This window comes from Pseudoalteromonas sp. KS88 (assembly GCF_004766475.1).
Taxonomy (GTDB): domain Bacteria; phylum Pseudomonadota; class Gammaproteobacteria; order Enterobacterales; family Alteromonadaceae; genus Pseudoalteromonas.
Genome location: NZ_PYHV01000010.1, coordinates 17,985 through 33,636, shown reverse-complemented (window position 1 = coordinate 33,636; position 15,652 = coordinate 17,985). Strand labels below are relative to the sequence as shown.

The following is a 15,652-nucleotide window of genomic DNA, read 5'->3' as shown; positions in this document are numbered from 1 at the left end:
ATTTAAAGCCGAGCCTTAGGCTCGGTACTCAGTAGTCATTAGGAATGAGGAAAGTTAATGGCAGGTAATAGCATAGGACAACTGTTTAAAGTGTCCACCTTTGGTGAAAGCCATGGCGTTGCGTTAGGCGGCGTTGTGGACGGTACACCCGCAGGTCTTGAAATCACAGAGGCCGATTTACAAATAGATTTAGATCGTCGTAAACCGGGGCAAAGTCGTTATACCACACAGCGCCGAGAAGATGATCAAATTAAGATTCTATCAGGTGTATTTGAAGGTAAAACCACAGGTACTAGCATTGGTTTACTGATTGAAAACACCGATCAGCGCTCAAAAGATTACGGTAAAATTAAAGACGTTTTTCGCCCTGGTCACGGTGATTACACTTATTGGCACAAATATGGTTTGCGCGATTATCGCGGTGGTGGCCGTTCATCGGCACGTGAAACTGCGATTCGTGTTGCTGCTGGCAGTATTGCCAAAAAATACCTAAAGCAATTTCACGGTATTGAAGTACGCGCATGTCTAAGTCAGCTTGGTCCAATTAAAGCTGAGAACTATGATTGGGATGAAGTAGAAAACAACCTGTTTTTCTTTCCTGACGTCAGTAAAATTGAAGCATTAGACGAGTATATGCGTGACCTTAAAAAACAAGGTGATTCAGTAGGCGCTAAAGTCAAAGTAGTCGCTAAAAACGTTCCTGTAGGCTTAGGCGAGCCGGTTTTTGATAGACTAGATGCAGAGCTTGCACACTCACTCATGAGCATCAATGCCGTTAAGGGGGTTGAGATTGGTGATGGCTTTGATGTGGTTGAGCAAAAAGGGTCAGAGCACCGTGATGAACTAACACCAGAGGGTTTCACGTCAAACCACGCAGGTGGTGTATTGGCGGGTATATCTACTGGGCAAGACATTATTGCTTCAATAGCACTTAAACCAACCTCAAGTATTACGATACCTGGCAACAGTATTAATACTGAAAACGAAGCCGTTGAGATGATCACAAAAGGTCGTCACGACCCTTGTGTTGGTATTCGAGCAATTCCGATAGCAGAAGCTATGATGGCCATCACCCTAATGGATCACTTACTGCGCCAACGTGGCCAAAACCCACATGTTAAACATGAACATGGGCCTATTAACGGCGCTGTTTAATAAGCATTAATATGTAAAAACCACCCTCAGATGGGTGGTTTTTTTGTGCTACCTGATATCGTTTTATTTACCAGGAAATTGATGTATATGAACATCGCGTTGCGGGAAAGGAATTGTGATATTTTCTTTATCAAACGCAATTTTAACACGTTCGAATAAACCAAAATAAACAGGCCAATAGTTTTCAGAGTCAACCCATGCCCAAACAAGCATTCCTATGTGACTATCACCGTGTTGGCTAACATGTACCACGGGTTTTTTTGCATCGTCTTGTAGCACAAGCTCGTACTCATTTAACACGCCCATTAATACTTCTCTTGCCCTAAGTACGTCATCCTCATAGCTAATACCAAATTCTATGTCGATGCGTCGTGTTGGCTCTGAAAACTTATTTTTAACACAGCCGTTAGAAAGCGTACCATTTGGAATAATAATCTTCTCATTATCGTATGTAAGCAGTACCGTGACGAATATTTGGATTTCAGTGACTTTACCCATGTAGCCCTGTGCCTCAATGACGTCGCCTACTTTAAACGGTTTAAAGAATAGAATAAGTACACCACCTGCAAAGTTAGCAAGGCTGCCTTGCAAAGCCATACCAATAGCTAACCCTGCGGCACCCAGCATGGCAATAAATGATGTGGTTTCTATGCCTATCATTGATGCTACCGAGATCAATAACAGCACCTTTAAAATAACGGAAATAAATGACACTAAAAAGTGGGTTAGTCCGGCTTCCAATTTTACACGATTCATTGAGGTTTCGGTCATAGTTGAAACTCGGCCAATAAACCACCAACCTATTATTAAGACAAATATAGCCAGAAGAAACTTAGGCCCATAAAGCATTATCATCTCTATGGCTTGGGTGTAGATCCTTTCAATCGAAATATCTTCCATTGTACTCTCCGTTAAGTATGCATTAGCGTTTAAATGATAGCTTAGTATTGATAACTTAAAGGGTAAATAACAGCAGAAAATTCAGAAATGTAAGTATAAAAGTGAGCAGCGAGTGCTGCTCACGGAGGTTGTTTAGGTTTTTCGCTTGTTTGTTTGAATACGTACTAGCTTGATCATGTTTTCTTTTACTTCAACCACTTCAATAGGGTAGCCAGAAATACGTAAGCTTAGGTTAGCATCAGGAATATCTTCTAGGTATTCAATTATTAAACCGCTGAGTGTTTTAGGGCCATCTAAAGGAAATTCCCATTCCATTTCTTTATTTAGATCGCGCACATTGGCACCACCGTCAACTAAAAATGAGCCATCTTCCTGAGGCATGACTTCTTCACTTGGCGTGCGTGTTTGGGTTGTTGTAAAGTCACCAACAACTTCTTCAAGAATATCTTCAAGTGTGACTAAACCTTGTATATCGCCATACTCATCAACAACTAAGCCAATACGTTCTTTTGATTGCTGGAACTTAAACAATTGAGTATTAAGCGATGTGCCTTCAGGGATAAAATATATCTCACGCACTGCACGTAACAGTGATGGCTTGTCGAATTGTTCTTTGGTTAATAGGCGTAATGCATCACGTGAATGTATAAAGCCGACAGCGTCATCTATTTGGTCGCGATAAAGGAGAACACGCGTATGCTGAGCATGGGTAAGTTGCTTGCTTATTAGTTTCCAGTCATCGTTGATATCAATCGCGACTATTTCGTTGCGCGGAATCATAATATCTTCAACAGTGACTTGTTCTAAATCTAAAATGGAAGTCAACATACTTTGGTGGCGAGCGGGGATCAACGCACCAGATTCATTCAGCACAGATTTTAGTTCTTCTTTACTCATGCTGTGCTCATCTATTTGTGCAGCACTAATACCAAATAAACGTAACATACCGTTGGTCATCCAGTTAACTATGACAACAAACGGGAACAAAATTTTAAGTAACCCTTTTAATACCACCGAACTTGGAAAAGCAACTTTTTCAGGGTAAAGGGCGGCAAGGGTTTTAGGCGTCACTTCGGCAAAAATAAGTACGACAAGGGTGAGTACGCCTGTAGCAATAGCGATACCTAAATCACCGTACAAACGGATACCAATGATAGTTGCAACCTGAGCGGCAGCAATATTAACCAGGTTATTACCAATTAGGATCAAGCCGATGAGTCTGTCAGGACGGCTCAAGAGCTTATTAACGCGTTTGGCAGCGCGATGGTTTTCTTTAGCGAGGTGGCGCAGACGAATTCTGTTTATTGACATGATGCCCGTTTCAGAGCCAGAAAAGTATGCAGAACATAAAATTAGAATACCGAGTATTATAAATAAAACACTCGTCGATATGCTGTCCAAAGAAGGATCCTTTTATTATAAATCAATGCGTATTAAGCGGTAGTGAGCAGCCTGAGTCAAGTTAAAACTTATTCAGAATAACTTCTTGTATAAAACGGCTACCAAAATAGGCGAGCGTTAAGGTAAATGCCGCGACCATTATTGCCAATACAATTGGTTTGCCACGCCAGCCTTTAACTATATGCCCTACAGTCACAATAGCAAATATGGCCCATGCGACTAATGATAAAATAGTCTTATGAATAAATTCACTATCAAACATACCATCTAAAAATACAAAGCCAGATAGCAAGGCGGCTGTCAGTAAACTAGTTCCAAGCGTAAGTAGATGATAAAGCTGGCGTTCAACCACCATCAAAGGAGGTAAATGGCTATGGACAATAGCAAGATCTTTGCGTTTTAATCGTTTATCAATAAAGTAAAATTGGACGCCATATAAAGTGGCGATTATCAGAACGCAGTAAGCAAGCAATGACAACGAGATATGCGTAACTAGGGCAATGTCTACATCAATACTTTGCAACAAAATATGGTGCGGAATAAATAAGCTAGAAAACGTTAAAATAGCGGCAAAGCCATATACAACAGGCAGTAAAAGTGTAGCGGGGAATTTAAGCGACACAGTTGTAACCGACACAACAATGACCCAGCACGTCAGCAATGCAACATTTACAATACTGAGGTCTTGACCATCAGCCCGAAATACTGAATTAACTAACAATAACATATGGGCTAATATTGCAACTGTACTCAGTACGATAGTGAGTTTTTGGCTTGGACCTTGTTGATGGAACAAACGAGACAACACATGCGAAGTCGCTAATACGTAAAATAAACTGGCAATAATAGTTAAACTAATAATCAGCATAGTGCTTTGGCCACTCAATTTGAGTCAAATAATCCTTGTTAAGTTAGCCCCATTGTATTTTATAGTAAGGAAAAAACCTAGGCTTTGTAAAAAGAAACTCAAACTGCATACTTGAATACTGTATTGTGCGCCTAGATTTACGGTATACTGTTTTTAATTAAAATTTAAATTAATACTGATAAGTATAAATTTTGGCTCAGAATTTGGGCTGAATGATTCAAATGCTATCGGTATCATGTTTTATCGGACCCTTTATATGTTTGAGAATCTCCAAGAACGATTAGGTAAAACCTTAAAAAATATTAGCGGCCGCGGACGCCTAACAGAAGACAATATAAAAGATACGCTGCGTGAAGTGCGCATGGCTTTTTTAGAAGCAGACGTTGCGTTGCCTGTTGTTCGTGAGTTTGTAAAACAAGTAAAAGAACGTGCTGTTGGTGTTGAAGTCACCAAAAGCTTAAGCCCAGGCCAAGTTTTCGTAAAAATAGTACGCGAAGAACTTGAAAAAGCCATGGGTGAAGCAAACGAAGAATTAAGTTTAAATGCGCAGCCCCCAGCGGTTGTAATGATGGCAGGCTTACAAGGTGCGGGTAAAACTACCAGTGTGGGTAAACTTGCAAAGTTTTTAAAAGAGCGCAAAAAGAAATCAGTACTTGTCGTCAGTGCCGATGTGTATCGTCCTGCGGCGATTAAACAGCTTGAAACATTAGCGAGCGAAGTTGATGTAGATTTCTTCCCAAGTGATATTTCTCAAAAACCAGTCGATATTGCCAATGCGGCAATCTCTCACGCGAAGAAGAAATTCATTGATGTGGTATTAGTCGATACCGCGGGTCGTTTGCATGTTGATAATGACATGATGGATGAAATAAAAGCGCTGCATAGTGCGATTAACCCAATCGAGACTTTATTTGTTGTCGATGCGATGACGGGTCAAGATGCGGCTAATACGGCTAAAGCATTTGATGAAGCACTCCCGCTGACAGGTGTGATCTTAACCAAAACAGATGGTGATGCACGTGGTGGTGCAGCTTTATCTATTCGTCACATTACCGGTAAGCCAATTAAGTTTATGGGTGTGGGTGAGCGCACCGATGCACTTGAACCTTTCCACCCTGACCGTATCGCGTCGCGTATATTAGGTATGGGTGACGTACTTTCATTAATCGAAGAAGTCGAAATGAAAGTCGATAAGGAAAAAGCAGCCAAGGTTGCTGAAAAAGTATTTAAGGGCAACGGCTTCACCTTGGATGATTTTGCAGAGCAATTAAAGCAGATGAAAAACATGGGTGGCATGATGTCGATGCTTGATAAGCTACCGGGTATGTCAAACTTACCAGACGCTGTAAAAGGCCAAATGGGTGACAAAACCTTTATTCAAATGGAAGCAATCATCAGCTCAATGACCAAACAAGAGCGTGCACGTCCAGAAATCATCAAAGGTTCGCGTAAAAAACGTATTGCAGCGGGTTCTGGTACGCAAGTGCAAGAAATAAATAAACTACTAAAGCAGTTTACCCAAATGCAAAAAATGATGAAAAAGATGAAAGGTAAAGGCGGCATGCAAAAAATGATGCGCGGAATGAAAGGCATGATGCCACCGGGTATGATGGGCGGCGGCGGACCTAAATTTTAATATAGCACTGACTTTTGCATATTAAATAGTCAAATTAATTTTAAAAAGAGGCGAAATGCCTCTTTTTTTGTGGATAATTTATGCATTCAATTGCTTACGCTACCTTATTTGACGCACAGATCAGTGTTTAATCTACTAAACTGGGATTTTAGATCACTTCTTACTTGCATTGTTGCTAAAAACTCGTACAATTCCCCAGCTCCCCATACTGGGGAGTAAATCTTATTAATGAAAACAGTCAATCTATTTAGAGGACGGTATGGTAACTATTCGTTTGCAACGTGGTGGCGCTAAAAAACGCCCTTTCTATCAAATTGTGGTTGCGGATAGCCGTTTCTCGCGTGACGGTCGCTTCATCGAGAAAGTAGGTTTCTTTAACCCAATTGCTTCAGGTCAGGAAGAAAAAGTTCGTTTAGATTTATCTCGTGTTGATCACTGGGTAGGTCAAGGCGCAGGTCTTTCAGATCGTGTAGCTAAGTTAGTTAAAGACGCTCGTAAAGCGGCTTAATAGGCGTAAGTGTAACCATGAGTCAAGAGAACACCTCATCAATAATTGTCGTAGGAAAGCTCGGTGCCCCGTATGGTATAAAGGGCTGGCTTAAGGTACATTCATTTACTGATGATCCCCAAGGGATCTTCGATTTCAGCCCGTGGTTGATAGGGCAGCAAGGTAAATGGCAATCCTTAGAAGTGGTCGACTGGCGTCGCCACAACAAAGGCTTTATCGCTAAGTTTGCGCAAGTAAACGACAGAGACCAAGCAATGGCTTATACCAATGTTGAAATCTCTGTGGATTCAGCGCAGCTACCAGAATTACCGCAAGGTGAATTCTATTGGCGAGATCTCATTGGCATGTCGGTTGTAACTGATAAAGGTTATAACTTAGGCACTGTTGATGACCTGATGGAGACAGGCTCAAATGACGTATTAGTTGTGAAAGCAAATAATAAAGATGCATTTGGCCAAGCTGAGCGTTTAATTCCATTTTTAACTGATTCAGTTATTAAAGAAGTTAAACACGAAGCGAGAGAAATTACCGTAGACTGGGATCCTGGCTTTTAATGAGTCAAACGAGTTCGTTGTGGGTAGGGGTTATCAGCCTTTTCCCGGACATGTTTGATGCCATTACACAGCAAGGTGTAACAGGTCGCGCAGTAAAAAGTGGTTTAATCGACTTTAACTGCTGGAATCCACGAGACTATGCAACTGATAAGCATAGAACCGTAGATGACCGTCCTTACGGGGGCGGACCCGGTATGTTAATGATGGTTGAACCATTGAAACAAGCCATTCTTGACGCAAAAAAAGCGGCAGGTGATGGTGCAAAAGTAATTTATATGTCCCCGCAAGGGCGCAAATTGGATCAGCAAGGGGCGAGCGAACTCGCAAACTCTGAAAAGCTGATTTTGATTGCCGGTCGCTATGAAGGTATAGACGAGAGAATAATAGAGTCATACGTTGACGAAGAATGGTCAATTGGTGATTTTATTTTGAGTGGTGGTGAACTACCTGCCATGACATTAATTGACGCAGTAGCGCGATTAGTGCCAGGTGTGTTAGGACATAACCAATCAGCAGAGCAAGATTCATTTTCGGATGGCTTGCTAGATTGTCCTCACTATACACGGCCAGAAACATTGGACGACAAACAGGTTCCTGCTGTATTACTCAGTGGAAACCACCAAGAGATAGCTAAATGGCGGCAAATGCAGTCACTAGGCAGAACTTGGTTACGACGTCCTGACTTGTTGCATAACCTAGCTCTGACTGAGGAGCAAGCGGTATTACTCGCAAAATTTCAGCAAGAGTACCAAAAAGCTTGTGGCTAGAAGACAGTTACACCTAGGAAAGTGAGAAACATAATGGCAAAAGTAAACCAAAATATTATTAAAGCGCTTGAAAATGAGCAGCTTAAAACAGACGTACCAGCATTCGGCCCTGGTGATACAGTAGTTGTACAGGTACGTGTAAAAGAAGGTGCTAAAGAGCGTCTACAGGCCTTTGAAGGTGTTGTAATCGCTAAGCGTAATCGTGGTCTTCACTCAGCATTCACAGTTCGTAAAATCTCGAGCGGTGAAGGTGTTGAGCGTGTATTCCAAACGCACAGCCCTCTTATCGATAGCGTAACAGTTAAGCGTCGCGGTGCAGTTCGCCGTGCTAAGCTTTACTATCTACGTGAGCGTTCTGGTAAATCTGCACGTATTAGAGAAAAACTTAACTAATACGCGCTGTTTATCAACGCAGATAAAACAGGTTGTAGCCTTCGGGTTACAACCTGTTTTGGTTTTTAAAAGCGCTAATTTTCAATAGTGGCTTTCACACACCTCTCCCTTACTGCAATTAACGGCGAGCTTCGTTATACTCGAACTGCAACTTTATTTGCTCAAGTAAATTCTTTTTCCTCTTTTTAAAAATGATGGCCCAATGACCGATATGACAGTGGTTACCCACGATGGTAATTTTCATGCTGATGATGTATTCAGTATTGCAGTACTTAAAACTATTTTCCCGACGCTGACGCTAATTAGGACAAGAGATAAACACGTTATTAGCCAGGCCGATATCGTAATTGATGTGGGTAACGAGTATGACCCTGAGACAGGGCGTTTTGATCACCACCAACGGGGTGGTGCAGGTGCACGAGAAAATGGGATTCCTTTTTCATCGTTTGGTCTAGTGTGGAAAAAGTATGGCCTCGATCTTTGTGCAGGCAATCAAGTAGTAGCAGATTCTGTTGACGCAGGGTTAGTATCTACAATTGACGCAATAGATTGCGGCTATGTTGAAGGGGTTGAGCAAGGTATAAGCTTGAGTCAGACAATCTCGATGTTTAATCCAACATGGCAAGAAGACGGAAATTTTGACGAATGCTTTAATGAAGCTGTGGAATTTGCACAGCGATTATTAAAGCGCTTTATTTCTTCTGCAAGTGGCAGTGCAGCGGCTAAAAAAATAGTCGCGAAAGCAATTACTGACGCAGACGACCCTCGTGTAATTATTCTTAAGCAATACACTCCATGGAAAAAAACGGTTCACAGTTTGTCAGATCAAGCTTTATATATGATTTACCCATCTCACTCGGGTAAGTGGATTATACAAACTGTGCCAGTAGAGCCGGGCTCATTTGAGGACAGAAAATCGTTACCTAAAGAGTGGGCTGGTTTATCAGGCGAAGAACTTCAAACTGTCACAGGCATTGAGGATGCTAATTTTTGCCACAATGGGTTATTCATCGCAGGTGCTGACTCATTTACAAGCGTAATGAATATGGCATCTCTTGCACTGCAAAATTAAATAACCTGAACTTGGATAATAAATCTATCTTTAGCGGATACTTTCAACGCTAACTGCGTTGAATGTACTTGCAATAGCCTAGCTATTGACGTGTAATTTCGCTTTGCTATCGCGAAAAGTCTCCGGCTACAGACGAATAAATATCCTTGTGATTTAACATCTATACATTAAAGTTTAGGTTAATTACATTCATAGGGCCGCGCTAAGTGATTTGCGCGGCTTAATTCATATTGCTTATTCAAACATTTATGCCGCACTCTTTCTTTGTTTTCGCTTTTAACGATTCCCCAATCCTGTTAGTATTTGTCGTATTGATAAGTTTACTTTAATGTAATCTTAAGTTTACATTTTGGCGTTTTATAGGTGGTAGGGTACGTGGCAGAGAGAGAAGAATTAAATCAGCTTAGAACAGAAATTGATGAGTGCGATACGCAATTAGTTGCTCTACTTGCTCGACGCAATAAAATTACTGGCCGCATCGGCGCCATCAAACAGCAAACCGGTGCACCTCTACATGCCCCAGAACGTGAAGCAACTCTCCTTGCCGCGCGACGCCAAGAAGCAATAAACCAAGGCGTAAACCCTGAACTCGTTGAAGATATTCTCAGACGCATGATGCGTGAAGCTTATCAAAACCAGCAAGCCAAATTAGCATGTGCAGCACCTGAATTATCACCCATTGTTATTGTCGGGGGAGAAGGCGCCATGGGCCAACTCTTTGCAAATCAGTTTAGACGCTCTGGCTATGAAGTTAAAATACTTGATAAGTCACAACAGCACCAAGCGAAAGAGATATTAACAGGCGCAAAGTTGGTGATGGTGAGTGTGCCTATTAATGCACTCGAGTCCGTAGTCAATTCGCTACCTAAGTTGGATGATGATTGTTTGCTGGTTGATATAACATCAGTTAAGCAATCACCTATAACGGTATTAAAAAAAGCACACAGTGGACCTGTAGTTGGTTTGCACCCGATGTTTGGACCAGATATATCACACTGGGTAAAACAAACCGTTGTGGTATGTGAAGGTCGTCATCATGATGTTGCTCAAGGGCTTTTATCTCAGTTGCAAGTATGGGGTTGTCAGCTTGTTGAGCTCGACGCAAAAAAACACGATGAAGCAATGCAAATTATCCAGGTAATGCGTCACTTAACTACGTTTGTTTATGGTCAGTTTTTAGCGAAGCAAGGGCATACTTTAGAGGAACTTAGGAGTTGCTCATCACCAATTTATCAATTGGAGCTGATGATGGTAGGGCGTTTATTTGCGCAATCTCCTGAGTTGTATTCAGATATTATGCTGGCTCAGTTTGATAACGTTGAAGAGTTGCTCGCGCAATATCAAGATACTTTTGCCAACACACTTGATAAGTTAAGAGCGGGAAATAAAGCTGCACTTATTGAGGCATTTGGCGAAGCAAAGGCGTATTTCTCAGATTCTACAGCTCACTTTTTAACGCAAAGTCGAAGTTTATTAAATAAAGCAAATGATGCAAAAGTGCTTGATTAAATAACGTTCAATAAAAAAGGGCCTAATGGCCCTTTTTTTAACCGTCAACACTCACGGCTTGAAGTGATTCACTTTGGTAGCAACCTAAAACACGAACATATTGCGTGTGTTGTTTAAGTTGTTCTAAGGCACTTTGTACATGACTATCTACTAGGTTTGCTTCTAAATCGACATAGAATACTTCTTCCCATGGATTACCTGGCACAGGGCGTGATTCTAACTTCACTAGATTAATGTTGTGCTCTTTGAAAATCATCAGCGCGTCGGCAAGTGAACCAGCTTGTTGCTTGGTTGCCATAATTAAACTGGTTTTAGTTGGGATTTGTTTTGAGACTTGCAACGGTTGGCGCGCAACAACAATAAAGCGACTGTGGTTTTCTTGTTGATTAGCAAGGCCGGATTTCAGTACCTCTAAACCAACGTGTTTCCCTGCTTGTGCTGAACCGATGGCTGCACTATTTGGCGTTTCAAGCGCAGATTGAAGTGCGCTCGATGTTGAGTCACACGTTTCATGCTGTATCTCACCTAGCCCTTGTAAAAAGCGGCTACACTGTGCAAAAGGTTGAGGGTGGGCAAAAATTTTACTTAATTGACTCAGTTCGGTATCAGGTGAAGCCAATAAGCAATGCTCTACACTGTGAGTAACTTCACCAACAATAGAGACTTGCGCGTGCTGGAGTAAATCAAAAACTTCATTGATACTACCAGAACTCGTATTTTCAATAGGAAGCAAACCGAAATCTGCTTGGCCGCTTTCAACTTTTCCTGTTATTTGTTCGAAACTAATACACCCTAATTCCACCAACTTTCCAGGGCGGCGACTAAAGTACTTATGGCATGCCAACTGGCTATACGTTCCTTGACCTCCTAAATATGCAACACGGTGAGTTTCACTCATTGCACCAGGGTTTAGGTTTTTTTGTAGCATTGCCTGCTGATTTAACACAGAATCTTCTAATATAGTTTGAAAAACATTATTAACATAATAAGCATCTAATCCGAGCGATTTTCCATAGCCTATCAACTTCTCGAGCAAAGCTTGCTCTCTTGCTTCGTCACGGATTGGTTTATTGTTTGCTATTTTATATTCGACAACGCCATGGCTAATACGACGACGTTTAGCAAGTAATACAAGCAGGTCAGAATCAATTTCATTGATGTCATGTCTGAGTGTGTTTAATACATCATTTGTCATTTGGGTTCCTCATTCCAAAAGCTACCAATAGGGTAGTAAAAACAAAAAAGCCTCCCAGTTGGGAGGCTTTTGCTATTCGGTTGATTAAATCTCGCAAACAGGTAAGCCTCTTTCATCTGATAAAGAAAAAGAAGCTAATAAACGTAAATGTGAAACGCGAGAAATGTATATTCATATCTTAAATGTATGTAGACTGATCATTAAAGTCAACACTCTATTGTGTTTAATAGCGCATTCGTACTGCTTTAATCTCATATTTAAGTTTTTTTGTGAATATTTACAAAAAATTTATAAATCTAAATAGGGATCTGGTATATTTCTGAGTGTAGATTCAAATAATAACAATTATTAATAAATAAGGTTGGATTGTGGTGTATAGACGCCCACCATCACGTTTTGGTGTTAACTCATTAAGTATGAAGCTTTCGCTGCTTATATCAGCGATTTGTTTAATTGCAGGTATTTGTGCAGCTGCATTGATGCTCAAGTCTGAAGAAAAACAGCTGGTATTTGAAGAGCATGAAGTATTAAAGCTTTCAAGCAATCGGTTAAATCAGCAATTTAATAATTTAGTGAAAACTAAAATTAATATCGCAGAGCAAGCAAACAGAGTGGTAACAAACCAATTGTTTTATAGCTCTTCGCAGCTGGCTGATAACCAAGATGCGGTATTAAGTTTTGAGGCTGACGGCAGCATTCGTAGTTCTTCTAACGATGGTTTTTCCGCCGCGTTTTTACCCCAAAAAAATTACTCCCCATTTTATAAAAAGTTACTACATGACTCTGAGTCGCTGTGGAAAATACTATCTCCTACTCTTATTGAAGATTTCTCAAACTTTTATTTAATCACCAAAGATAACTTTATCCGTATTGCACCATCAAATTGGGCATTGAGTGTTGCCGGTGATCATCAATTCACTAAAGACAGTAATTTTAACTACGCACAAGAGGAGCAAAACCCTACACGCGAAGCGGTCTGGTCTAATGTATATTACGATGAAATTTCGCATAAATGGGTCATCAGCATTCTTGTGCCTATTTATATTAATAATGAATTCCTCGGTGTAACTGGGAGTGATTTAGTTTTAGATACGTTAATCTCTCAACTCCCGATTGGTGACAATGATCAACACCTCTTTGTGTTTGACGGCCAAGGCCAATTACTTTCACACCCTAATTTGACTAAAAATAAGTATGAAGATTATGGGCAACGCGGCAAGCGTCTAAATAGTAACGATTTTGTCAATGCAGATTTGCAAGAGCTTATTAGCCAAACAATTAAAATGAAGTTACCAAAAAATGCGGACTCTTTTATTCAAGATGGTGAAACACACATCATAAATATCCGTAAAGTTGAACATTTGGATTGGTACATCGGAATTTATAAAAAACGCTCCTCGGCATTATCTGCGCTACAAGAGCTAAAGGTGAAGTTTTTTGGGCTGTTTATTTTATATGCCATTCTTGTTGCTTTATTGCTTCATCAAGCACTGTATCAGCTAGTACTAAGGCGTATACATTCATTAGTTCATGCAGTAACCAGCTTTGGTAAAGGTCATTTGCAAATTGAATTTCCTAAAGAAAATAAAGATGAAATAGGCACGCTTAACGGATCTTTTCGTGACATGGCCGTTGAGATCCGCAAGTTGATTGATGGCCTAAATCAGCGCATTACGGAAAAAGAAATTGCTGAAAAAGCCGCAAATCGACTTTCAAAAGCGGTATCTTTTTCTGGTACTGGGGTTGTGATCACAGATCACAATTTTGTAATTGAATACGTTAACCCGAAGATGCTGGAAATGTCCGGTTTTGAGGAAAGCCACTTTTTGAACTCAGCCTTATTAAGTATTGTGGCTGAAGAAATGGCTATATTAGTCGATGATATCGATATTGATTTACGCAGTCGTAACTATTGGCGCGGAGATACCTTGATTCAAGGACTGAACAAACCACCAATTTGGGTATCTTTGAGTATTTCACCTATACGTGAAGACAGTGGAGAGATCAGCAGTTACGTAGCATCCGCTCAAGATATTTCGTTTGTTAAAGAAAGCCAAAGAAAAATGGAACAACTGGCTTACTTCGATACCTTAACAGGGCTGGCGAACCGTACATTTTTTAGAATGCAATTACGTAAATCGATGGCGCTTGCTGAGCGGGGCCATTATGCGTTTGCATTGTTCTATTTTGATTTAGATGAATTTAAACGTATTAATGACACATTAGGGCATGATGCGGGTGACCAGCTTTTGGTAGAAGTGGCAAATAGGTTGAAGAAACGCCTGCGTGCAGAAGATACCATATCACGATTGGGTGGTGATGAGTTTGCCGTATTACTCAGTGGCATAGAACACCAAGATCATGCCACTGAAGTGGCTAACACGATTCAAAAAACCCTCAACGAACCTATTATGTTGGGTAATAATGAAGTGATCATCAGTGCCAGTATAGGTATCACTATGGCGCCGTATGATAGCCAAGAAGAAGACCAGTTACTGAAGCATGCAGATTTAGCGATGTATGAAGCTAAAGCAAAAGGCCGCAACACATACCACTTTTATAGCCAAGAGTTAGATGCAGCTGCAAATGAACGGTTATTTATTGAAAATGAATTGCGCAGTGCTATTAAAGAGCGTCAGTTTGTATTGTATTACCAGCCACAAGTTGATTGCAGAACAAATCAAGTGGTTGGCTATGAAGCTTTGATACGCTGGTTCCATCCAAAAGAAGGTATGATCCCACCTACTAAGTTTATTCCTATTGCAGAGGCAACTGGCTTAATTGTTGAGCTTGGTGCTTGGGTACTTGAAGAGTCGTTTGAATTTGCAGCAAGGCTTGCAGCACAGGGTCGTGAAAATAATATTTCGATTAATTTATCAGCTCGTCAGTTTAAAGACTCTAAACTAGTGCCTTTGTTGGCATCGATGATTCAAAAAACGAATGTAGCTGCAAAAAGCTTACACCTAGAATTGACAGAAAGCATGTTAATGGGGAACGTAGAGGCCGCAATAGCTCAGTTACACCAGTTAAAGGATCTTGGCGTGTCTATTTCTATTGATGACTTTGGGACGGGTTACTCGTCGTTAAGCTATTTAAAACGTTTCCCTGTTGATATTCTTAAGGTTGATCGCTCGTTTGTACAAGATATACCAGAAGACTCTAACGATATGGAAATCACCGCGGCGATTATAGCCATGGCACAAAAGCTCAAACTTGATGTAGTCGCAGAAGGGGTTGAAACCATTGAGCAGGTTGAGTTTTTACAAAATAATAACTGCTTTATTGTGCAAGGCTATTTCTACAGTCCACCTATCCCAGAACGAGAGCTACCAGAGTTATTTGACAAGCTCAGTGACTTGGCTGAAAGGCCATAGTTTAATTTCGTAGGTTAACTGTGCTAATACACTTGTTGAACTGAGCGCGCGCTAACAGTTTAAAGTGAGTCAGGTTTTTTGCACTACATGACACACGTACAATAAATAAAAACGGCACCTAGGTGCCGTTTTTATTTAACTGCTAACCTAGGGTCTGTTGATCTTTTAAGGTTGAATTTTCAGCAGCCTGTTTGGTATTTAGGCAAGGCAGCGCCTATGTGGTGTGGTTATTTCCCATAAATAGGCGATAACGCAGCATCAATGCCAAACAGGCGCAGCCCTTCGGGTTCAGCCTAGGGGTAATTTCCTCTTTGTTGCCT

The 15,652-nt window shown here is 40.9% G+C and carries 13 protein-coding genes; 9 read left to right on the top strand and 4 right to left on the bottom strand.

Annotated features, from left to right (window positions below; translation table 11 throughout):
* Window positions 1-57 precede the first annotated feature (57 nt).
* Window positions 58-1,155, top strand: coding sequence for a chorismate synthase (aroC, locus tag C7Y70_RS06940; protein ID WP_099297375.1), 1,098 nt, complete (start codon window positions 58-60; stop codon window positions 1,153-1,155).
* 63 nt (window positions 1,156-1,218) lie between these two features.
* On the opposite strand, the gene C7Y70_RS06935 is transcribed toward aroC, so the two are convergent.
* The 3 genes from C7Y70_RS06935 to ccsA form a co-directional block, all read right to left on the bottom strand.
* Window positions 1,219-2,055, bottom strand: coding sequence for a mechanosensitive ion channel family protein (locus C7Y70_RS06935; protein ID WP_099297373.1), 837 nt, complete (start codon window positions 2,053-2,055; stop codon window positions 1,219-1,221).
* Between the two features lie 132 nt (window positions 2,056-2,187).
* Entirely contained in the window at window positions 2,188-3,456 is a 1,269-nt protein-coding gene (locus tag C7Y70_RS06930) for a CNNM domain-containing protein (protein ID WP_135473947.1), read from the bottom strand.
* Window positions 3,457-3,517: 61 nt separating this feature from the next.
* Window positions 3,518-4,324, bottom strand: coding sequence for a cytochrome c biogenesis protein CcsA (gene ccsA, locus C7Y70_RS06925; protein ID WP_099297371.1), 807 nt, complete (start codon window positions 4,322-4,324; stop codon window positions 3,518-3,520).
* A 256-nt stretch (window positions 4,325-4,580) separates the two neighbouring features.
* On the opposite strand from ccsA, the gene ffh reads away from it, so the two are divergent.
* From ffh to tyrA, 7 genes are all read left to right on the top strand, one after another.
* Entirely contained in the window at window positions 4,581-5,960 is a 1,380-nt protein-coding gene (gene ffh, locus C7Y70_RS06920; RefSeq protein WP_099297369.1) for a signal recognition particle protein, read from the top strand.
* Window positions 5,961-6,219: 259 nt separating this feature from the next.
* Entirely contained in the window at window positions 6,220-6,468 is a 249-nt protein-coding gene (gene rpsP, locus C7Y70_RS06915) for a 30S ribosomal protein S16 (protein WP_058561214.1), read from the top strand.
* Between the two features lie 17 nt (window positions 6,469-6,485).
* Entirely contained in the window at window positions 6,486-7,022 is a 537-nt protein-coding gene (gene rimM / locus C7Y70_RS06910) for a ribosome maturation factor RimM (protein ID WP_135473944.1), read from the top strand.
* On the top strand, window positions 7,022-7,789 hold the full coding sequence (gene trmD, locus C7Y70_RS06905; protein ID WP_087530755.1) for a tRNA (guanosine(37)-N1)-methyltransferase TrmD: 768 nt from the start codon (window positions 7,022-7,024) through the stop codon (window positions 7,787-7,789). Before rimM ends, trmD begins: the two co-directional genes overlap by 1 nt.
* Before the next feature lie 33 nt (window positions 7,790-7,822).
* Window positions 7,823-8,182: a 50S ribosomal protein L19 gene (rplS, locus tag C7Y70_RS06900; RefSeq protein ID WP_099297365.1), complete on the top strand. Its 360-nt coding sequence runs from the start codon at window positions 7,823-7,825 to the stop codon at window positions 8,180-8,182.
* Window positions 8,183-8,384: 202 nt separating this feature from the next.
* A complete protein-coding gene (locus C7Y70_RS06895; protein WP_099297363.1) occupies window positions 8,385-9,254 on the top strand; it encodes an MYG1 family protein in 870 nt (289 codons plus the stop codon).
* A 375-nt stretch (window positions 9,255-9,629) separates the two neighbouring features.
* The gene (tyrA, locus tag C7Y70_RS06890) at window positions 9,630-10,763 is read left to right on the top strand and encodes a bifunctional chorismate mutase/prephenate dehydrogenase (RefSeq protein WP_099297361.1); all 1,134 of its coding nucleotides are present in this window, start codon (window positions 9,630-9,632) and stop codon (window positions 10,761-10,763) included.
* A gap of 37 nt (window positions 10,764-10,800) precedes the next feature.
* Here the strand turns inward: tyrA and C7Y70_RS06885 are convergent, their stop codons facing one another.
* Window positions 10,801-11,958 carry a chorismate mutase gene (locus C7Y70_RS06885; protein WP_099297359.1) on the bottom strand — a complete coding sequence of 386 codons (1,158 nt, stop codon included), beginning with the start codon at window positions 11,956-11,958 and terminating at the stop codon, window positions 10,801-10,803.
* Window positions 11,959-12,326: 368 nt separating this feature from the next.
* Between C7Y70_RS06885 and C7Y70_RS06880 the strand changes: the two genes are divergently transcribed.
* Complete coding sequence (locus tag C7Y70_RS06880) at window positions 12,327-15,332, top strand: EAL domain-containing protein (protein WP_099297357.1); 3,006 nt, start codon at window positions 12,327-12,329, stop codon at window positions 15,330-15,332.
* Window positions 15,333-15,652: the final 320 nt, after the last annotated feature.

Bases quoted from the DNA above. Each gene is read 5' to 3' on its own strand.
- trmD (WP_087530755.1), top strand. From the start codon at position 7,022: ATGAGTCAAACGAGTTCGTTGTGGGTAGGGGTTATCAGCCTTTTCCCG.
- ccsA (WP_099297371.1), bottom strand. From the start codon at position 4,324: ATGCTGATTATTAGTTTAACTATTATTGCCAGTTTATTTTACGTATTA.
- C7Y70_RS06895 (WP_099297363.1), top strand. From the start codon at position 8,385: ATGACCGATATGACAGTGGTTACCCACGATGGTAATTTTCATGCTGAT.
- C7Y70_RS06885 (WP_099297359.1), bottom strand. From the start codon at position 11,958: ATGACAAATGATGTATTAAACACACTCAGACATGACATCAATGAAATT.
- rplS (WP_099297365.1), top strand. From the start codon at position 7,823: ATGGCAAAAGTAAACCAAAATATTATTAAAGCGCTTGAAAATGAGCAG.
- C7Y70_RS06935 (WP_099297373.1), bottom strand. From the start codon at position 2,055: ATGGAAGATATTTCGATTGAAAGGATCTACACCCAAGCCATAGAGATG.
- rpsP (WP_058561214.1), top strand. From the start codon at position 6,220: ATGGTAACTATTCGTTTGCAACGTGGTGGCGCTAAAAAACGCCCTTTC.
- aroC (WP_099297375.1), top strand. From the start codon at position 58: ATGGCAGGTAATAGCATAGGACAACTGTTTAAAGTGTCCACCTTTGGT.
- rimM (WP_135473944.1), top strand. From the start codon at position 6,486: ATGAGTCAAGAGAACACCTCATCAATAATTGTCGTAGGAAAGCTCGGT.
- ffh (WP_099297369.1), top strand. From the start codon at position 4,581: ATGTTTGAGAATCTCCAAGAACGATTAGGTAAAACCTTAAAAAATATT.